The sequence below is a fragment of the Viridibacillus sp. FSL R5-0888 genome (assembly GCF_038009105.1).
Taxonomy (GTDB): domain Bacteria; phylum Bacillota; class Bacilli; order Bacillales_A; family Planococcaceae; genus Viridibacillus; species Viridibacillus arenosi.
On sequence record NZ_JBBPAU010000001.1, the window covers coordinates 2,941,148 to 2,962,488 of the forward strand.

A 21,341-nucleotide genomic window follows, 5' to 3' on the forward strand; every position below is an offset into this window, starting at 1 on the left:
TATATGAACAATTCATGTATAGCCTTCATTACTCTTCTACACTTGTTTGATCGGCAACTTTATAAATTCTTTCTAACATTGGAGGATGCGTATATCGGAACCATTTCACAAGTAAAGGCGGATTTACTTCACTTAATCCAGATTTTGTGAGTTTTTGAAACGCCGTCACCGCTGCCTCTTTATCCCCCATTAACTCTATTGCATACTGGTCAGCTCTTGATTCCTGATATCTAGAGACATAATTCGAGATTGGACTTGAAGCGAATAATAACATCGAAGTAATTAGTAAAAACAATGGGAGCGAACTAATGTCACTAATCTTCTTTAGTTTTAATACCCTTCCATGTCTTGCAATAATCCAAGTCATAATCCTCGACGTTAACCAAAGTCCAATAAGCGTCATGAAGATATAACCAACCAGGCCAAAATAAATATGTTTCTCTACATAATGTCCCATTTCATGTGCCATTATGAATAAAATTTCTTTATCTGATAAACGATTTAATGTAGTATCCCAAAGCACAATCCTCGAATTACTACCAACACCAGTAACATAAGCATTTAGAGCATTCGTCTTTTCCGCCATGTTCACTTCAAACACATGCTCAGCTGGAATATTTGCCTGTTCGGCTAACGACAAAATCTTTGTCTCTAATTCTTTATTTTTCAACGGGTAAAAATCGTTATATAACGGGGCAATTACTACCGGTTGGATAAACATGATAAAAATAGAGAAAGGGATTGTTAATAGCCAGGCATATAGCCACCATCTCTTGGTACTTTTTTTTATGAGCCAATAAAGAACCAACACAACTATTACAGTCATGCCTAAGTTAACCCAAAAGTCTATCACACCATCCCTCATCCAAGAAGAAAAGCTTTGGGTACTAATTCCATACTTTTTACTTAAGGTAAAGCTATAATAGTCCATTGGAAATAATACAATATACGTAAGTAGTGATAACAAAAATAGATAGATTACATTTTTTACGATTGTCCATTTGGAAAGTGCTGCTGACCATTTTTCTAACATAAAAGATAGCCCTACAAGCAATATTAAGAAGTAGACGAGCCATTCAAACGGAGTCGCTACAAAAAAGAGGAAATTCCTAATTTTCGAGTACTCTCCACTTAATAGTAATTCGTGCTCGGACATAAACATCGCTGGATCAGCGACAGTTCCCTTTAAAGCAGCTGGTATAGTCCCACCACCACTATGAAAAATATAAAAATACATCGCTAAAGCATACACACCAAATATCAATAGAGCTGATATTCCCCATTTTTTTGCTATGTCGTTCACTCCCTTGTTCAGTTCGTCCTACAATAAGTGTAATCTAAAACGACAAAGATAGAACAGATTTCTATGTTAAAGCTTTATTAAGATTAGCTAAGCACAGATACAGATAAAAATCGGCAACGAACATTATTCTTTTTGAAAAAATCTATAAGAATATTCTTCCCCAATACGGGCAAAATCATGTTTTTAATTGTTGGTATTAGAAATGAGCAAGTAATTCTATTAATTTCCCAAAGCTTTAACGATTTTATATATCTACTTTTTTTATTTTATTTAGACTTTGTTAGTCTTTATTGTTGTTTTTGGTGGATTCGCATTCTTTACTAATTTACCTCCATCAAAATGACGACCATATTTTTTTACAAATGTAGTTATTTCATCTGTTGAAGAAAGGTGTCCAATGTGTCCCCACGTTAAAAAATAGGACTGTACTTTCCCACTATAAAATACCCAACTAAAAAATCTTCGTGCAAAGTTGTGGGAGCCACTCTTCTTAAATTCATTCATACGGTTACCATCTCTCCAAACTGTTATCGTTTGCCCTATTCCTCCTTGTATTTGTCCAGTCAGCTCAGCATATAGTAGGTTTTCATTTTTTGTCAGTGCTTTCATTATGAATTGATTTAGCATCCCATTTATGATCAAGCGTGGAATATTGAACAGTTCTCCTCTTGTTACAGATATCACTGCACCTGGCGGCAACATAATATTTCTATCGCCCAAAGTAAACTTGGCACCGTACTTATTATTGGGGTCTTCAAGTTTCATCCATGTTTTCATAAGAGCCTCCTGATTTCATATAGAATAAGACATATATATTCTACATAAATTCACAATAACCCTGTATTTAATTTACAGATTTTTTCTTTATTCAATTAATCTGCCCGTTAGCTTATCAACTACAAATCAACATTAAGCTTTAACAGTTCTTTTATTTATTATATTTTAAATATTAAAAATACTTTGATTTACACAAATGTTAAAGGTTATTATTAAGTTACAAATTAGAATATAGGGAGATGTGTTGCCTGTATGACAGTTAATTACGACTTTTTATTGCATCATCAACAAACTATTAAAGAAGATCTTTTAAATCTCGTACAAGCTGAGTCACCCAGTTATGATAAGAATCTCGTAGATTTAACAGGAAATCTGATTAAGGTTATTATCCAAAAACGTCTTGGTAAAGATTACATCTGTACGGAATATATGAACAACCAATATGGAAATCACCTCCTGTTCGAGAAAGAACATTCCGCAAAACCTCGTGTCCTATTCCTTTGCCACTTTGACACTGTTTGGCCAAAAGGTGAATTACCAATTCATTTTGAAAATGACGAGTTTTATGGCCCGGGAGTGTTTGATATGAAAGCAGGATTATTGTCATCTATTTGGGCGATTTCTTCATTAGAAAACACTTTAGAAACGTTACCAATATCTCCTGTATTTTTACTTACTTCAGATGAAGAAATCGGTAGTATATCCTCTAGAGAATTGATTGAAGAGGTGGCAAAAACATGTGAGGCGGTTTTTGTGATGGAGCCCCCTGAGGCCCAAACGAGTAACCTGAAAACAGCTAGAAAAGGTATGGGAATGTATCAATTAGAAGTACAAGGAATAAGTACACACGCTGGAAATAACCATGAAGATGGTGTCAACGCTATATTAGAGATATCTTACCTAGTACAACAACTCCAAGAGCTAACTGATTATGGTAAAGGGACAACAGTGAACGTAGGTGTGATTCGTGGTGGTACAACGATAAATGTAGTGCCAGAATACGCATCTATTGACGTAGACTTTCGAATTTCTACATTGCTTGAAGCGGAAAGAATTATGCAAGCAATCGAACAACTTACTCCGAAAAATCCATTGGCTAAACTGAGCATAACTGGTGAGTTGAATCGACCACCGCTTGAGAGAAGCGAAGCCAATCAACAATTATTTAAAATTGCTCAAGAAGCAGGTAAAAAACTGAACATTGAAGTTAATGAATCTAGTGTAGGAGGAGCAAGTGATGGCAACTTCACTTCTGCTTTAGGTATTCCAACTATTGATGGACTAGGTATTCCAGGAGATGGAGCACATGCAAGACATGAACATATTCAATTCGATATGTTTGCAAAACGTTGTGCCCTAGTTGCAGAGCTATGTATCGCCTTTGGAGATAAATTTGTAAACGACTATACTATAAATAACAATAAAGAAGAACATATAACAAAGTAACAAATAGCCAAAATGAACTTAATAATAATGTGAGGTATCAGGCTAAGAAGAGATTCATAGACTGATACTTTTTTGTGACTATCACTAGAAGTGAAACTTTGCATTCACATATTCGTATTACTAGTATTCAAAGAATGAGGAGATAAAATGAGTGAATGATTCTAAGGAATGGTTAACAGAAGAATTTAACAAGGTAGAAGCATGGGAAAAGGATCAAAATGATCTATGGTTTTTCGAGAAAATTGGGCGGTTGCCATTTAAAATCATCGATAAATGGACACCTAAGTTCATTCAAGATAAAATCGGCATTCTACTGGACGAGCTTGGCCAATACGTTCAAACAGGTGGAAACTATCTAAGTTCAGTATCTAAAATCCCTTCGTATTATCCTAAGCTTGAAGTACAAACAATTGAGGATGTGAAAATGCTGCCTGTCTCTAAGATGGATCATGCAGTTGATGGGCTGACTAAAAACAGAAAAAATTTAGCAACACTACAAGGCGCTGGTACCGGAATCGGAGGTATATTTACATTATCAATCGATATCCCTCTCCTTTTAGGGTTACAGTTAAAAACTATACAGGACATTGCAATTTGCTATGGCTATGACCCAAATGAAAAAAAAGAACGTTTATTTATCGTAAAATGTCTTCAATTTATCTCCTCTGACATTATCGGTAAGGAAGCAATCCTTTCCCAATTATCCATGTTTGATAACCAAGATGAGACAGTAAAACGAGAGGTTATATCCGAAATGCAAGGTTGGCGTGAAGTCGTGTATTCTTACCGAGATCAATTTGGCTGGAAGAAACTGTTTCAAATGATTCCGATTGCTGGTCTCTTATTCGGTGCATTCATTAATCGGTCAGCAGTCCATGATATAGCGGAAGCGAGCAAAATGCTATACAGAAAGAGAAGGATAATTGAAAAGTTGCAGTATCATGAGTTTGATTAAATCATCATTAAAAACAAATATGACCTTACCCATTATTGGATAAGGTCTCTCATACCAGTATATATAATCTATCTAAAATTCTTAGTTACGTTTTTAATCTGCCCAATTATAAAAACATGCCTGCTATGGCAGCGCTTAATAATGAAGCCAACATCCCTGAGGCGACAGCTCTAAATCCTAAGCGTGCAACATCTTCGCGACGGCTTGGTGCCATCGAACCTAAACCGCCTAACAACATCGCCATCGAGCTTAAGTTTGCAAATCCACATAATGCGAAGCTTACTACAATTACTGTTTTTGGAGATAATGATGCAATTTCAGGTGCAAAAGCAGAATAAGCAACGAATTCGTTTAGCACTAACTTTTGACCTATAAAAGATCCTGCCTGGACTGCTTCTGACCAAGGAACTCCTATAACAAATGCAAGTGGTGAAAAAACAAATCCTAAAATCCCCTCAAGTGTTAACTCCTTAAATCCAAAAATACTTCCTATTCCACCTAGTAGTCCATTAAGAAGTGCGATAATTGCAATAAATGCAAGTAGCATCGCACCTACATTTAACGCAAGTTTTAATCCATCACTAGCACCACGTGCAGCTGCATCAACTACGTTGACAGATGAATCATCTTTTTCCATAGTGAAGTTTTCTTCATTCACGACTTCCGTTTCAGGAATCATAATTTTAGCTAAAATTAATCCTGCTGGAGCAGCCATAAAGCTTGCAGCAACCAAATATTCTAATGGAACTCCTAATAATGCATACCCTACTAAAACTGACCCTGAAACCGAAGCAAGTCCTCCGGTCATAATAGCAAAAAGCTCTGATTTTGTCATATTCGCAATAAATGGTCGTATAACAAGAGGTGCCTCCGTCTGTCCTACAAAAATATTTGCAGCAGCCGAAACAGATTCTGCCTTACTTGTTCCCAAAAGCTTTGAAAGAGCTCCACCAAGAATTCGAATAAAGAACTGCATAATTCCTAAATAATATAAAACAGAAATTAGAGAAGAGAAGAAAATGATAACGGTCAATACTTGAAAAGCAAAAACAAAACCGAAATTTTTAGTATCCGCTGCAGGACCAAATACGAAGGAAATCCCTTCACTTGCATAAGAGATTAAATTTTGTATACCATTTGAAAAAGCTAGGAGACCTTCACGCCCTGTTTCCCATTTTAAAACGATAAAAGCAAACAAAATTTGAATTACTAATCCTCCAACAACTGTTCGCAAATTGATTGATTTTTTGGAACTTGACAATAAAAAAGCTATACCAAGAATAGCTATTATACCGCAAATCCCCCATAATACGTTCATATTAGACACCTTCTTTGTATGTAGTAGAAAAACAATCCCTTTTATCAAATCCCTTAATTAGACATCTGACAACAGACAACCTTAGAGCATCTTAACAAATAGCACTAAGGATGTAAATTGAAATATTATTCTATATTTTCATTCTTTTTTAACCATTCAAAATAATTGTTCCTCTTTAGAAACTGACTTGAAATAGTAATTCCCTAAATCTAAAAAATTATCACATTCTATTGTTAAAATATTGACTCCGTACTTAATTCAATAAAAAAAGTTCTAATGCCATACTTAGCACTAGAACTTTTACCGAATCTATATTGAAATTTATACTTAAATATTTTAATGGCTTTGACTTCTCCTCTTGTACAAGAGTTATAGATTATTGCGTTTAGTAATTTGACTAATTTAGCTTTTCTTTTTTATGAATGAAAGTAACTTATTTAGGACTTTTAATTATAAGCTACTAATAACTAAGAAAAATAATTTATCCTATTATCAATATAAAATTAATTATATTGATATTGATAAATTCGTTCAATTGTTTCTAACCACGTGTTTAGAATGATTGGAAATACAGCTTCATCAATATCAAATTTTTCATGATGATGACCAGCTGCTAACGTTGTACCAAAAATTGCATATGTGGCAAGTCCCCCTTGTCGCTGAACTTGGTCCATCATATAAGTTGCATCTTCTGAACCACCCGCAAACTTACTTCTCAATAGTACTTCCTCTACACCATTAATATCTTTTGCTGCAAGGCCAACTAAATCTATTAATTCCTCTGAAGAAGCACACGTTTTAGCTTCACCAACTATTTCATAAGTAAGCTCTGTTCCATACATTTTAGAGGCTCCTTCTAAAACAGATAGTGCTTGCTCATGTACATAAGTATGTACCGAGTTATTTTCACCACGTGTTTCTAATTTTAATGAGGCATGAGCTGGTACAATATTACGTCCATCTCCTGATATACAAGTTCCAACATTGATACGTGATGCACCATCACTATGTTGTGTAATTGTATGAAGACCCAATATTGCCGAAGCTGCAGCAAGTAAAGCATTTTTCCCCTTTTCAGGTTCAGCCCCTGCATGTGCAGCTTTCCCAGTAAATTTTGCATCTATTTTAGTTGTAGCTAAAAACCCATCTGCACCAGCTATTACTGTACCCAATGGTACATTTATTCCTACATGCATACCTAAAAAATAATCCACATCATCTACAACTCCAGCAGCGACCATTGACTTTGCTCCGCGAACACCTTCTTCAGCTGGTTGAAAAATAATTTTAATAGTACCTTCAATTTGATCCACATTATTTGCAAGGACTTGTGCTAAGCCTAAACCAATTGCGCTATGGGCATCATGTCCACAAGCATGCATTTTCCCTGCATATTTTGAGCGAAAATCAAATTGTTTCGGAAAATGTGTAATTTCATCATTTTCAAGTATATCTAGCGCATCCATATCAAAACGGAAAGCAATGGAAGGTCCTGTTTTTTTTCCTTTAATTGTAGCAACAACACCTGTATATCCCCCAACCATCTTTTCCATATATTTTACGTAGCCACCGTTACTTTTTGCATTCTCATAGTAAACTGCTAACTCGTCATCAGAGGGGACGCCCATCCTTTCTTCTGACACAACCTCTTTTCCTATTTGTACATGTAAACCTAATTTGTGCAATTCATGTGCGATTATTGAAGCTGTACGAAATTCCGTCCAGCCTGTCTCAGGGTACTGATGGAAATCTCTTCTCCACGCAACCATTTGTTCAATTAAATTTGAAGTAGTTGTAAATAGTTTCATAAAACACACTCCTTAGATTAATAATTAGATACTTGTCTTACTAGACAAACTGTTGAAAAAAAGAAAACAGAAAAAACATATCTGCAACACGACTATCTAATATTTGTGTTATTAAGACTTAAAATTGACTTCCTGTACCTTTAAAAACTTTTGCATGAATTGAACTATTTCCGTATTCATTTTAATATGATTTTCGATTTTTTCCGTTTGGTGACCTTCGTCCTCAAAAATAATAAGATCTACTTGCTTTCCTTGCTCTTTTAAATCTGCCGTTAGCTGTTCGGCTTCACTAACAGGGACTCGTGTATCGTTTCTGCCGTGGAAAATAAGTAAAGGTACTTTTATTTTATCGGAATGATTTAATGGTGCGATTTCTTCAAAGAAATCAACATCATCTTTTAATGATCCATATTCATATTCACGTAATTTTCTGCGCCATGCCCCTGTATTTTCTAAGAATGATTTGAAATGGGATATCCCTACAATATCCACTCCTGCCGCCCATATATCAGCATAATGTGTTAGGGCAGCTAAAACCATAAATCCACCATAGCTACGTCCCATAATACCGATTCGTTCGGAGTCGGCTCCATGCGTATGTACTAAATCATTTGCTAGCCATTTTAAATCAGCTACAGAATCCATACGCTTTCGTACATCATCCAATTTCACGTATTTTCGTCCATACCCCATACTTCCTCGCACATTCGGTGCCGCTACTGCAAAGCCATTCGCTGCTAGATACTGAATCACAGGGTTATACTCAGCTCGTAGTTGATACTCGGGTCCACCGTGAACATACACTACTACCGGCTGAGCTTCTTCCTTTTTACCATATAGAAAGTAAGGTACTTCCAAACCATCAAAAGAAGAAAATGTACAAAGCTCTGGTTGCTGCCACAAGTGTTGTACTTCCTTAGCCTCGCCTATGAATGTGACACGTTCTACTTTGTTGTCATTCAAAGATACTCTCCAAATATCACCAGGAAGTATGGGGCTTTTTAGTCCAAAGTAAAGTTCATTATCATTTAGCCAAGTTAGAGATTCCACTACCCCGCTTGGAACACCTTCGATATAATGATGCTTCTGTTTTATTAAATCATAAATTCCAAGAAGAGAGACTCCACCCTCGTTTGTAGTAAATGCTAGGATAGAATTGTCTGGAGATAATTTAATTTCTTCAATATCCCATTTGTCGAATGTAAGTAGTTCCTGTAGTTGAGAAGATTCTTTAAAATTAAATTTATGGATGCCTAAAGTATCTTGACCAACATCAGTCAGGATGAATCCACTCTCTCCATTATTACTCTGCTGAAGTGACTGATATCTAGATAAAGGATTTCCTTCGAATAATTTACAAAGCTCTTTCTTGTTTAAGTTTAGTATGTAGTAAGATTGATCAATATTTGTTTCAGGCATGCTAATGATTAAATGCTCTCCATCTTTTGTCCAACCAATAGGAGTACAATTGCCATCTACCTGATAAACAACTTCCTCTGTTTTTGTTTCCACATCTAGGATAAATATATCGAAGTAACCCGGATGACGACGATTACTTGTGAATGCAATTTTACTTTCGTCTGAAGACCATCCGCCAAATTGGTGAAAATGTTCTTTTGATACTACAAGTTCCTTTGCATACGAATCTTTTTCTCTCAATAAGTGAAATTGCTGTTTTTCATTTCCTTTTTCATCTATTCCTACAATCATTTGCTTTCCTGATGGAGAATGGTATACAGCTAGAACTCGGTCTGGCAGGTCAGAGTATTGTTGAATTTCAGCTGTTGTTACATCCCACTTCCAAACTTGTGGAATACCAGTTTCTTTAGAAATAAAAGTAATAGCTTGTTGATTTGGGATCACTTGTGGCTGGAATCCCCCACGTACATTTAAGTACTCAGATAAAACTTGATCCGAATTTATCATTATTTTCAGTCTCCTTTTAATAGATAGTATCTACATTTATGTATTTCTACTAATAGTAAAATATTAATCCAATAATACTTACAAAAATTGAAGAAGCAGCTAAACTAGAAATCGAGAAAAACAATACTTGGGCTATCTTTTGTTTAAATTGATTTAAATTTGCATCATTAGCGAGCTGCTGATTTGCACGTTCTAGTGATCTAGACTTGTTCATAGGAATGATAAAATGCCCTAGTGATCGAAATCCTCTAGTAAACACACTGAAAAATCTAGTTTGCCAAATATTAATACAAGCAGATATTATTGCAGCGGTTAAACCGAAAAGAAATGTGTAGTTAATCCATTCAACTAGTGTCCAATTTAAGAGCAGCATGATGCCTACCCAAAGCATGGCCAGAGCACTTGTAAGTAAAAAAAATCTTTTCATTCTATCACCTCTTATTAATTTGAATCAGTTATAGCTATAAGTAAAAAAGATAAAGCCCCTTACAATTCCATGTCTTCTTAGAAAAGCTTACGCTCTCTTCGGTAAACTGCTGGCCAAGGGACTTTATCAATTTACAACTCACAATTTATGAATAAAACGTTTTATTTCGTTTTTTCTGCCCATTTAAATTGAGGGAAACGATTCACATAATAAGCGATGTTTTCAAAATCAGGATTTGTTAAGTAATTATATTTATAGAAATTCACAGGCATAAACGGCATATCCGTCATCAAAATTTTCTCCGCTTGATGCAAAAGCTCATAGCGTTTATTTACATCTTGCTCTACTTTAGACTTAGCAATAATAGAATCATATTCTTTATTTACCCATCCTGTACGGTTGTTAGGACTATCACCTAGGTAGTAGTCAAGATTAACAACAGGATCAACAAAAATACCAATCCATCCCATACGAGCCATTTGGAAGTTTCCTTGTTTTGTTGTTTCTAGATAAGTACCCCACTCTTGGTTACTTAGTTTAAGTTTGACACCTAAGTTTTGATCAATCATTTCTTGTACTGCTTCTGCAATTTTTTTATGATTTTCAGCCGTGTTATAAAGTAATGTTACTTCTGGAAGCTTGCTCCAGCCCTCTTCGGCCATACCTTCTGCTAACAGCTTTTTGGCTTCCTTAGCATTTTCTTCAAAGTAATCGCCACCAACTTTACGGAAATCTCCTTCTGGTGTTTCTGCGCCTTCAGGAACCATTGCATATGCTGGTGTTTCTCCACCTAACGTTACATTTTCTGTCAATGCTTTACGGTCAATTGACATTGCGAAAGCTTTACGAACTTTTGCATTTGTAAATGGTTCTTTCTTAACATTGAACATGTACATATATGTTCCGTAGTAAGGTTCTTCACGATAATCTTCATTATCTTTTTCAGTTGCAAGAACATCACTTGGTAATGTACTGATTAAATCTAATTCTCCTGTTTTGAACATTTGATAATAAGTTGTAGCTTCATTTACTATTTTGAAAGTCACTTTATCTAATTTCACTACGTCTTTATCGTAGTATTCATTGTTCTTTTCAATCACTACATTACTTTCATGCTTCCATTCCGTCATCTTAAATGGACCATTACTAATATATGTGTTTGCATCTGCAGCCCAGTTCTCATTACTTTCAACCAGCTTTTGTTGAACTGGATAGAATGTCCACAATGTAAGTAAGCTATCAAAGTAACCTAATGGCGCATTCAATTGAACTTCAAGTGTTTTATCATCTACAGCAGTTACCCCAACATCCTCCACTTTACCTTTACCTTTGTTGTATTCTTCTGCACCTTTAATATAGTAAAGGTAAAATGAAAACGCACTTCCAGTTTCGGGATTTAATACCCTTTTCCATGCATATTCAAAGTCACCCGCAGTAACTTGAGACCCATCAGACCATTTTACGTCGTCACGAAGAGTAAATGTATAAGTTTTTCCATCATCAGATGTCTTCACATCTTTAGCTGCACCTAAAACCGGCTTCCCATCCTTATCACGAGTATATAGACCTTCAAAAATATGATCTAGTACCCAACCAGAAGTTGTATCTGTTGCCTTAGCAGGGTCAATTGCTGGAGGTTCACTACTCGCATTTACGACAATCTCTTGTTTAATGTTACCTTTGTCCGTTTTATCTCCTTTGGATGATTCATCTTCTCCTCCACCATAACATCCTGCCAAAGCAGAGCCTGTTACTAGCACTAAAAGTAATGACAATAACCATTTTTTCATTTTATTTCCCCCTTCTTTCTATTCATATTAATATAAGTGACAAGCCGTCCAATGCTCTTTCTCTACCTCTTTCCACTGAGGCTCTTGCAATGCGCATACCTCCATTGCATGAGGGCATCTCGTTCGGAATCGACAACCACTTGGTGGATTGGTCGGGCTTGGTGGATCACCAGCAAGGACAATTCGTTCTCTTTTTGCATCACGTGGATTTGTTTTCGGTATAGCTGATAATAATGCCTGGGTATATGGATGTAATGGATTCGTGAACATGTCATCACTATTACTTAATTCCATCATCTTACCTAAGTACATCACACCGATTCGATCACTAATATGTTTTACCATTCCAAGGTCATGTGCGATAAATAGGTACGTTAAATCTTCAGATGTCTTTAAATCTTCCAATAGATTAATAACCTGTGCTTGAATAGATACATCTAGTGCTGAAATAGGCTCGTCCGCAACGATAAATTTTGGTTCTACTGCCAATGCACGTGCTATGCCAATTCTTTGTCTTTGCCCACCGCTAAATTCATGAGGATAGCGTTTAGCATGTTGTGGACTCAAACCAACACGCTCTAATAATTCATAAATTCGATTGGTACGCTCTTTGCCACTAAATAGCTTATAGGCATCGATTCCTTCAGCGATAATGTCGCCCACTCGCATTCTAGGATTCAGTGATGCATGTGGATCTTGGAAAATAATCTGCATTTCTTTATTCACATTTCTTTTCATTTCTTTATTTAATTGTTTAATATTCTGACCATCGTATATTATATCTCCATCCGATGCCGCTTGGAGTCCAACGAGCGTTTTCCCTAAAGTAGACTTCCCACTCCCACTTTCTCCAACAAGACCAAACGTTTCCCCTTTTCGAATGTAGAATGAGATATCATCAACTGATTTAACAGTAACATCGGATTTAATTTTAAAATATTTTTTTAAAGATTGGATTTCTACTAAATTCTTAGTCAATACTCTCACCCCCAACTGTAACTGTTTTATCCTTTTCTAATGCAAAAGGCATTTCCATTTTAGGTGCTCGAGTATCATTTAGCCAGCATCGTGCAGAATGCGATTCATCAATTTGATAGTCTCCTGGCATTTCTTCTAAACATATATCCATTGCATACTTGCATCGCGGTGCAAATGGGCAACCCTTAGGTGGAGAAAAAAGATCAGGTGGAGAGCCTTCAATAGGTATTAATTGTTTCTTTTCTGTTCCTTCTAAGTTCGGAATCGAGTTCAACAATCCCCATGTATACGGGTGTTTTGGATTTTCAAATAAATCGAAAACGGTTGCACTTTCAACCATGATACCTCCATACATCACCATTACTCGTTGAGCAGTTTCTGCTACAACACCTAAATCATGAGTAATGAGAATAATCGCTGTTTGAGTGTCCTTTTGCAATTTCTTCATTAACTCTAAGACTTGTGCTTGTATAGTAACATCTAGGGCTGTGGTGGGTTCATCTGCAATAAGTAATTCCGGATTACAAGCAAGTGCGATTGCAATCATTACACGTTGTCTCATCCCCCCACTAAACTCGTGTGGGAATTGGTTGTAACGCTCCTCTGGATTTGGAATTCCTACCTGCTTAATCATTTCTATCGCTTTCTTTTTGGCTTCTTGTTTAGATAATTTTTGATGAGTGATGAGTCCTTCAGCAATTTGCTTACCAACGATCATTGTTGGATTTAATGACGTCATCGGATCTTGAAATATCATGCCGATTTTAGACCCTTTTACTTTTCGCATTTCCCTTTTTGAAGCCCTTAGTAGTTCTTTTCCTTGGAATTTAATACTGCCGCCTTTAATAATGCCTGGAGGAGTTGGAATTAGCCCCATAATAGATTGGACAGTGACACTTTTTCCACTGCCACTTTCACCAACAATGGCAACTACTTCCCCTTTATCAACATGGAAGGAGACGTCTCTTACTGCCTTTACTTCCCCGCCGTATGTTTTGAAATTTATCTCTAAATTATTAACTTCTAGTAAATGATTCATTGTTTTGTACCTCCTACTTACGAGCTCTTGGATCGAGTGCATCTTGTATTCCATCACCAAAGGCGTTAAATGCAAACATCGTCAGTGCGATCATGAATCCAGGGAAAAACAATCTCCACCAATGTCCACTTAAAATAACACCAAGTGAATCATTAGCCATCGTTCCCCAACTTGCAAATGGAGCTTGTACCCCAAGACCTAAGAAGCTCAAAAAGGCCTCTGAGAAAATAGCTGTAGGAATCGTAAATGTTAAATTAATAATGATAATCCCCATTGTATTTGGTAATAAGTGACGTGTAATAATTTTGACATGAGAAGTACCTAGTTTTTCAGCAGCTAAAACATACTCCTGAGATTTTAGAAGTAAAATTTGTCCTCTTATAATTCTCGCCATTCCAACCCAACCAGTAATAGATAAAGCTATTATTATTGTAGTTATACCTGGCTCCATGATAACCATTAATAGAATTACTACTAGCAAATAAGGGATTCCGTATAGAATTTCTACAATTCTCATTAGCAAACTATCAACGCGGTCTCCTAATTTACCTCTTCCTGCCATGTATCCAGATATACCACCGACTACTACTCCTAAAACTAAATCTACAATCGCTGCTATAAAGCCAATAGTTAAAGATACACGTGCACCTTGCCATGTACGACTCCACATATCACGACCTAAGTTATCTGTTCCAAACCAATGTTCTCCTGACGGTGCTTTATTGACATTCGTTAGATTTTGTTGGGAGCCACTATATGGAACCATCGATGGTCCAAAAATTGCTAAAAAGATAATTACAACTAAAAGGAAAAGTCCTATTATAGCTAATTTGTTTTTAAGGATACTAAGAAGAGTTTCTTTAAAAACTCCTAAGCTAGGACGTTGGATTTCATCTGTCTGCAGCTTACTTGGATCTACTGGACGAAACATAGAATCGTTCAATACTTTTACCATCTGCTAATCCCCCTTGCTAGTCAGCTTAATTCTTGGATCAATAAAACGGTAAGAAATATCGATTAAAAATAAAGTGACAACTAAGATTGTACTGAAGAACACGGTTGTCCCCATGATGACGGGATAATCACGATTAAATATACTATCCACGAAGTATTTACCTATACCTGGTACTGCGAATATTTTTTCGATAACAAATGTACCTGTAATTAGCGAGACGAATAGTGGACCAATGAAGGATACAACCGGTAAAATCGCATTTCGAACTCCGTGATTTAGCACAATTTTAAAGGTAGATAACCCTTTTGCATCCGCCGTTTTAATATAGTTCTGATTCATAACCTCCAGCATACTAGAACGCATATATCTAGCAACAACCGCTAACGGTGTAGTTGCAAGTGCTAAAGTAGGTAGGACAGAATGTTGCCATGTTCCCCAAGAAGCTACAGGAAGTATTCCAAATTTCACTGCAAAGATATTGATCAGTAATGGCGATAATATAAAACTAGGTACCGATATACCAATGATGGCAAAAATCATAGCCGCATTATCGAGTAATCTATTATGATTTAATGCAGCAACGATCCCTAGTAAGAGCCCAAAGACGAGCGCTACAATTATCGCTTGAATTCCGAGCGTTGCAGAGGCTGGAAACCCTGAAGTTATAATGTCATTTACGGTACGGGATTCTGATTTAATAGATGGTCCTAAATCCAACATAACTAAATTTTTTAAATACAAGACATATTGCACCGGTACCGGTTCGTCTAAGTTATATTTAGCTCTCATATTTTCTACTACCTCTTTAGGTAGTACATCAGCATCTGATGCAAATGGATCTCCAGGAATCATATTCATGATAAAAAATGTTAATGAAGCTATGACCCAGATGGTAAGAATCATTGTCATAAATCTTTTTACAATATACATACCTATCTACACCCCCGTTCTAAATACGTCAACTTATTATGTATTGACACTTCCTAAAACTCCGTTTGTTGCCGCCATCGCAATAATTACACAGCCCCACATATGTTTATAAGCTGTAATCATGTCATCACAAGTAAAGCGTATTTTCTTTGATCCAATTAATTCCACACTAGGAATAGTTGTTGTCATTTTTGCTTGCTGTGACCCTTTAAATTCGATTTCAAATGTAATAGGTCCCGATAATACAACTGGTTTTTGGTCAGCAGAATTTTTTACTGCCACTTCGACTTGTTGTCGAATCTGTTGACGCGCTATCTCAGGATGAATTAACTCTGCAGCAAAGCGATCTACTGCACGTTTAGTAATAGCTGCTTCAACATTAGGTAATGTTTCTAGTACCTCGTTCACATACGCGTCATCTCCACTAATGAACAAAGGTGGAACACCAAATGCACCTGCTACATAAGTATTCATCTCTGTTTCACCGACTACCTGACCATTAATTGTCATTTCATTCACACAAATCCCTGCTAGTGTATGGCTAATAACTGCTACATCAGAGCCCCCTTCACGTCCATGATGTCCGACAAACAAAATACCATCGAAAGAGTCATCCAAACCTTCTAACTGGCACATTACTCTGTTGTTTCCAGAGATCAATCTAGCCCGTATGTCTAAGTGTTCTATTAGGATATTGGACATGTTACCGTGGCCATCTGCTACTACTACTTCTGTAGCTCCTCCATTAATGGCTCCTTCAATCGCTGCATTTACATCTGCTGTCATCAACTTTCGAAAACGTTGATATTCAAAAGGAGTTTTCAATTGTTGGTTAGTCGCTACACCTGAAATCCCTTCCATATCAGCCGAAATAAAAATTTTCATTATTGCCTACCCCCTTACATTGTTCTATAAAAAAGCCGAAGCTTTATTATTCTCACATCATAAAATACTGATTATTCTGAAAAATTTATTCAGATTTTTAGAAAATATATTCAAATGTATTTTTGTGTACCTCAAGCTGAATGATCGTATTGACTTCAGTAATGCATTCGATTTTATTGACTTCACGTAGGATTTCCGTGATTCTTATTTGATCTTTCACCGTTATTTGAAAAAGAATTGGATATTCCCCCGACGTCACAGTGATAAAACGAATTTCTCTAATCTCCTTTAAATCTTCAATTACCTTTGAGATTGAATTTGCTTTCACCTTGACTTGAATAATCGCTCCCGCTTTAAGTCCTACTGCTAAAGGATTTACTACTCCTACTACTTCAAGGAACCCTTTGTCTAATAAATTCTTATAGCGTAGACGAATAGTTTTTTCTGTCACTTGCAGACGTATCGATAATTCAGTAAAGGATAAACGACCGTCTTTAGATAGATGCTTAATAATGCCGTGATCTAACTCATCGACTTCATATTTCAAGTGATCCCTTCTCTCTTTCTTTTTCTCTTCACTACTGGAATCAGGATTATTTTAGCGTTTTATACCGCTTTACAATATTCAGAAAAAATTATATTATCTGAAAAAGGAATATTAGAGATTAGTTTATATTAACTATTTTTATATTGCAAACCTTTTTTTATAAAAATTGGGGGTTTTGGAATGATAGCAATTAAGAATGCAATAATTTGGAATGGTAATGGTGAGTCTCTAGAAAATCACGTCATTTTCGTAAAAAATGGCGTTTTTGAAAGAATTGAGTCTGAGGAGAAAATAACAGAAGCCTATGCAGTAATTGATGCAAAAGGAAAAATAATTACACCTGGTTTAATAGATGTACATACTCATCTTGGAGTTTCTGAAGAGGGTGTTGGTATTGAAGGAGCTGATTTCAATGAAACTAGTCATCCGGTAACACCACAAATACGTGCTTTAGATGGTATTAATCCTATGGAAATTGGATTTGCAGATGCTCGTAAAGCTGGGGTAACAACAGTTCAAGTAATGCCTGGAAGTGCTAATGTAATCGGAGGAGAGATGGTTGTTTTAAAAACAGCTGGTACCATTGTCGATGAGATGGTTATTAAATCACCTTCTGGTATGAAAGCAGCAACTGGGGAAAATCCTAAAAGATTTCATGGAGCTAAGGGGAAAATGCCTGTTACTAGAATGGGTGTTGCTGCCTTAATACGCGAGAAATTAATTGAGGCACAAAATTATATCAACTCTGAGAAAAAGGATAGAAAGCTAGATTTAGAAAATATGGCTAAAGTTTTAAATAAAGAGATTCCTTTGCGCGTTCATGCACATAGAGCAGATGATATTTTAACAATACTTCGCATTAAACGTGAATTTGATATTAATGTGACGATCGAGCATTGTACTGAAGGGCATCATATTGCTGATTATATTGCAAAACACGATGTGCGAGTTTCTGTAGGACCAACTATGTCCACACGTTCAAAAGTGGAGTTAAAAGATAAAAAATGGTCTACAATCAAAACACTTTTAGATGCAGGAGTTCCATGTTCTATTACTACAGATCATCCAGTCGTTGGTATTGAATATCTAGTAACAAGTGCTATACATGCAATTAAAAACGGAATAACCGAACAACAAGCCTTGCAAGCTATTACATTAAACGCTGCTAAGCATCTTGGAGTTGACGATCGCGTCGGGTCGATTTTACCGAATAAAGATGCTGACTTTGTTATCTGGAGTGGTAACCCATTCGATCTTAACAGTAAGGTTGAAAAAGTATTTATTAATGGTGAAATTGTTAATTGATTATATTAATTCTGTCTTAAGAAGAGTTTTCTACACTTAGGTTCTCAAATTACTATTCATTATCTTATTTGATAGTCAAAGGTTAATCGCACAATAAATATTGAGATAGTGCTTTAGACTTTAGTGTAAGACCAGATTAAGGTACTACTTAAAAAATAATTGAGCCTTACCTCGATAATTAATGAGGTAAGGCTTGCTATTTTGATTATTGGTTTTTAATAATGGTAAAATTCAGATACACATTGTAATTGCCAATGTACCCCTCTATTATTAGCTTAGATAATTTCATCAAACATGGTTAGAAATAATTTGTTTTAACTTCTCTTGTAATTTAGGTAAATCTTGTACCGTGATTGATAGTCTAATATGACTTTCATCCATTTCCATTGCTTCTGCTAAAAATCCTCCAAAACCTCTTGCTTTTCGATCCACTTGCATAAGAATTTCCGCAGATTGTTCAGTTTGTGTAAGGAATAAAATTTCTAGTTCATCTAGCTTTCCTCTATAAACTCCGTTTGTTGGAATAAACTCAAATTCTTGCACAAACGGATAATTACTACGAATTTTAGAAGAAGCTTGCTCACATTCCACTTTGCGTAGTTTGAATCCTAGTTGATCTATCGCCTCTAAAATTTGCACCACAAGTCTAGTTGGACGAATAGCTATAAAATCCTTATCTGTAGGATCTACACTATTTTTAATATCTAATCCTGTACTAACCCAAACTTGTGTATTTCCATATGTTATTGGCGTATCAGTTGGGAGATTGATTTCAAATGGAATTACTTTTGTTTCATTAACTCCAATAGTAAACGGAGCAGTGATTTTATACTGTTTCACTGTCGCAGAATCTGTATACTTTTTATCATCAGACTCTCGGATATAAGTAGTATTTACAGTCAAATAAATGGAATCAATTTGTTGCTCCAGATTCCCTCCATACACTTCAACTTCTCCTCGCATTATTTCACCAGCGACATACTCCGCTTTTTCCAGCTTCGTATCAACCTTTGCTCCGCCTACTCCAAAACTCGCTAGTATTTTATTAAAAAATGACATCAATAAATCCCCCTACATCAAATTATTTACAAATACTATACGAATACTACAATTAATAAGTTTCAAATTTTTATTTCATTCCGCAAACAAAAGAATAGTTTAAGTTTTGTGTGATGGAAATCAATTAATAATATTGGATGGCAGAACAAATATAGCCAAAATTAAAAGGATCGTAATCGATCCTCTTTATTTCTAAAGTGTCTTATTTAATTCAGTTTGATTCAACATTCTTACGATCTTGCGTGGCGTGTAATTTAACCATCGCAAATCGTGCAATGGGTTGAATTACTAAACTCTCAGCGATTAATACAATAACTAAGTTTCTTGGCCAGTTTGATAAAAAACGGCTGAAAATTTCAGTACTAAAACCATTTCCTACAATATCACCGATTAATGTCATAGCGATGGACATACCAAATACAGTGAAGATAATTCGGAATAAAATTTTAGAATTAAAGCTATCTGTTGGCAGTGTAAATTTGGACACTAGGTTTTCAGCAATACGGCCTATTACAGCAGGTTCAATTATCATAACGATAACCCACATAATCGGTAAGGCTTTAATAATTTGCAAAAATACTTGTCCACTACTTAAATCTTCTGGCACATTTAATATAATATTGATAGATGTCATTAAAATAACTGTCAATGTAGAGATAATCGTACCGTACAATAGTCCTTCTTTAGCATTCCTAGGTAATCTTGTTTCATATTGCATTTTTTCATTTTGCATAGCTACTACTTGTTGCATAGTCTCTTCCTTTCAAAAGTGATGCTGATTAAATTAAACTACTTTTAATGTATTTGGTAATAAACTTGCGATTGTTTGAAGTGGTTCACTTGTTTTTTTCGTTAAACAAAGCATTATACCACCTTCAATTGTGGCAGTCATCATAAGAGCAAATGAATTAGCTTCTTCTTTCGAATAACCATCTGCCATTAATTTAGCCGAATAAATTTCTTGAATCTTTGTAAAAGAGTCCTCGCAAGCTTCTCTAACTCGCTCACTCACTGATCCTATTTCACTAACAATACTGTTAAATGTATAACCAATAATTGTTTCGTCCCTATCAAATTGAATTATTAATTCTTCCAGCATTGCCTGAATAGCTGCTTGTGTAGTTTGATAACGTCCAAAAATTTCTTTTATATCCTGCGTAATAACTTCATTCATCGAATTTAGACAGGTGATGAGTAATTCTTCTTTTCCATTTGGAAAGTGGTGATAAAACCCACCTTTTGAAAGATTACATTCTGTTAAGATTTCGCTTATCCCAACACCTAAATAGCCTTTTTTTCGAAAAAGATTTGTCGCAGTTTGAACTATCAATTCTTTTTTATCTAATCCCATAATAGTCTTAACCTCCAAACCGACCGGTCTGTTTATTAATATATCAAATCTACATTTTATAAGTCAAGAAATTTATCTTTTCGTAAAAAATATTGAAGGAAAGTTAAAACGTTCATTCTTTCTGAAAGACATACTAATAAAATGAGTGTCAACCAAATGAGATTTAACATAAAGAGAATCTCAAATCGCGCCACATATGAGCCTGTGCTTGTAATAGTCAGTTTAGAATCTATATTTAGTAACAAAAAAACCTGAGCAAATGCTCAGGTTCTAATCTTTATTCATTAACTTCAAAATAAAACTAACGATGAGTATCAATATTATCGAACCAAGTAAGGCAGGGAATATATAGAAATCACTTAACGTTGGGCCCCACTGACCCAATAATTTTCCGCCTATCCAGGCTCCAATAATACCTGCAATAATATTACCTATAATTCCACCAGGGATGTCCTTACCTATAATCATGCTCGCTACCCATCCTAGAATACCACCTATTATTAGGAACCAAAGAAAACTAAACATGACAAAACCTCCTTTCT

20 protein-coding genes are annotated in these 21,341 nt (G+C 35.6%); 3 read left to right on the plus strand and 17 right to left on the minus strand.

Annotated elements, in window-relative coordinates; genetic code table 11:
• Positions 1–28: 28 nt before the first annotated feature.
• On the minus strand, positions 29–1,294 hold the full coding sequence (locus MKY02_RS14660) for a M48 family metallopeptidase (protein WP_038191142.1): 1,266 nt from the start codon (positions 1,292–1,294) through the stop codon (positions 29–31).
• 279 nt (positions 1,295–1,573) lie between these two features.
• Complete coding sequence (locus tag MKY02_RS14665; RefSeq protein WP_076033945.1) at positions 1,574–2,080, minus strand: hypothetical protein; 507 nt, start codon at positions 2,078–2,080, stop codon at positions 1,574–1,576.
• A 252-nt stretch (positions 2,081–2,332) separates the two neighbouring features.
• Between MKY02_RS14665 and MKY02_RS14670 the strand changes: the two genes are divergently transcribed.
• Positions 2,333–3,526: a M20 family metallopeptidase gene (locus MKY02_RS14670; protein ID WP_076033946.1), complete on the plus strand. Its 1,194-nt coding sequence runs from the start codon at positions 2,333–2,335 to the stop codon at positions 3,524–3,526.
• 151 nt (positions 3,527–3,677) lie between these two features.
• Entirely contained in the window at positions 3,678–4,481 is an 804-nt protein-coding gene (locus MKY02_RS14675) for an EcsC family protein (protein WP_038190246.1), read from the plus strand.
• 106 nt (positions 4,482–4,587) lie between these two features.
• On the opposite strand, the gene MKY02_RS14680 is transcribed toward MKY02_RS14675, so the two are convergent.
• The 11 genes from MKY02_RS14680 to MKY02_RS14730 all read right to left on the minus strand — a co-directional run bounded on the left by MKY02_RS14680 (position 4,588) and on the right by MKY02_RS14730 (position 17,084).
• Positions 4,588–5,799, minus strand: coding sequence for a NupC/NupG family nucleoside CNT transporter (locus tag MKY02_RS14680; protein WP_038190249.1), 1,212 nt, complete (start codon positions 5,797–5,799; stop codon positions 4,588–4,590).
• Between the two features lie 503 nt (positions 5,800–6,302).
• Positions 6,303–7,607: an amidohydrolase gene (locus tag MKY02_RS14685; RefSeq protein ID WP_076033947.1), complete on the minus strand. Its 1,305-nt coding sequence runs from the start codon at positions 7,605–7,607 to the stop codon at positions 6,303–6,305.
• Positions 7,608–7,718: 111 nt separating this feature from the next.
• Positions 7,719–9,533: a S9 family peptidase gene (locus MKY02_RS14690; RefSeq protein WP_038190263.1), complete on the minus strand. Its 1,815-nt coding sequence runs from the start codon at positions 9,531–9,533 to the stop codon at positions 7,719–7,721.
• A 49-nt stretch (positions 9,534–9,582) separates the two neighbouring features.
• A complete protein-coding gene (locus MKY02_RS14695; protein WP_038190266.1) occupies positions 9,583–9,960 on the minus strand; it encodes a DUF3899 domain-containing protein in 378 nt (125 codons plus the stop codon).
• A 161-nt stretch (positions 9,961–10,121) separates the two neighbouring features.
• Positions 10,122–11,750, minus strand: a complete 1,629-nt coding sequence (locus tag MKY02_RS14700; RefSeq protein ID WP_038190271.1) for a peptide ABC transporter substrate-binding protein — start codon at positions 11,748–11,750, stop codon at positions 10,122–10,124.
• Positions 11,751–11,777: 27 nt separating this feature from the next.
• The gene (locus MKY02_RS14705; protein WP_038190276.1) at positions 11,778–12,728 is read right to left on the minus strand and encodes an ABC transporter ATP-binding protein; all 951 of its coding nucleotides are present in this window, start codon (positions 12,726–12,728) and stop codon (positions 11,778–11,780) included.
• The gene (locus MKY02_RS14710; RefSeq protein WP_038190287.1) at positions 12,721–13,767 is read right to left on the minus strand and encodes an ABC transporter ATP-binding protein; all 1,047 of its coding nucleotides are present in this window, start codon (positions 13,765–13,767) and stop codon (positions 12,721–12,723) included. The genes MKY02_RS14705 and MKY02_RS14710 overlap by 8 nt, the downstream gene beginning before the upstream one ends.
• A gap of 13 nt (positions 13,768–13,780) precedes the next feature.
• Positions 13,781–14,722: an ABC transporter permease gene (locus MKY02_RS14715; protein ID WP_340711437.1), complete on the minus strand. Its 942-nt coding sequence runs from the start codon at positions 14,720–14,722 to the stop codon at positions 13,781–13,783.
• Between the two features lie 3 nt (positions 14,723–14,725).
• A complete protein-coding gene (locus MKY02_RS14720; RefSeq protein ID WP_038190292.1) occupies positions 14,726–15,652 on the minus strand; it encodes an ABC transporter permease in 927 nt (308 codons plus the stop codon).
• 36 nt (positions 15,653–15,688) lie between these two features.
• On the minus strand, positions 15,689–16,537 hold the full coding sequence (locus MKY02_RS14725) for a M55 family metallopeptidase (protein ID WP_340711438.1): 849 nt from the start codon (positions 16,535–16,537) through the stop codon (positions 15,689–15,691).
• 97 nt (positions 16,538–16,634) lie between these two features.
• Positions 16,635–17,084, minus strand: coding sequence for an Lrp/AsnC family transcriptional regulator (locus tag MKY02_RS14730; protein ID WP_038190298.1), 450 nt, complete (start codon positions 17,082–17,084; stop codon positions 16,635–16,637).
• A gap of 180 nt (positions 17,085–17,264) precedes the next feature.
• Between MKY02_RS14730 and MKY02_RS14735 the strand changes: the two genes are divergently transcribed.
• Positions 17,265–18,389, plus strand: a complete 1,125-nt coding sequence (locus MKY02_RS14735; RefSeq protein ID WP_038190301.1) for an amidohydrolase — start codon at positions 17,265–17,267, stop codon at positions 18,387–18,389.
• Between the two features lie 288 nt (positions 18,390–18,677).
• Here the strand turns inward: MKY02_RS14735 and MKY02_RS14740 are convergent, their stop codons facing one another.
• The 4 genes from MKY02_RS14740 to MKY02_RS14755 form a co-directional block, all read right to left on the minus strand.
• Entirely contained in the window at positions 18,678–19,448 is a 771-nt protein-coding gene (locus MKY02_RS14740) for a sporulation protein (protein WP_038190304.1), read from the minus strand.
• A 211-nt stretch (positions 19,449–19,659) separates the two neighbouring features.
• A complete protein-coding gene (locus MKY02_RS14745; RefSeq protein ID WP_210402619.1) occupies positions 19,660–20,199 on the minus strand; it encodes a DUF2798 domain-containing protein in 540 nt (179 codons plus the stop codon).
• Positions 20,200–20,232: 33 nt separating this feature from the next.
• Positions 20,233–20,799, minus strand: a complete 567-nt coding sequence (locus tag MKY02_RS14750) for a TetR/AcrR family transcriptional regulator (protein WP_340711440.1) — start codon at positions 20,797–20,799, stop codon at positions 20,233–20,235.
• A gap of 270 nt (positions 20,800–21,069) precedes the next feature.
• Complete coding sequence (locus tag MKY02_RS14755) at positions 21,070–21,324, minus strand: GlsB/YeaQ/YmgE family stress response membrane protein (RefSeq protein ID WP_038190308.1); 255 nt, start codon at positions 21,322–21,324, stop codon at positions 21,070–21,072.
• Between the last annotated feature and the right edge of the window lie 17 nt (positions 21,325–21,341).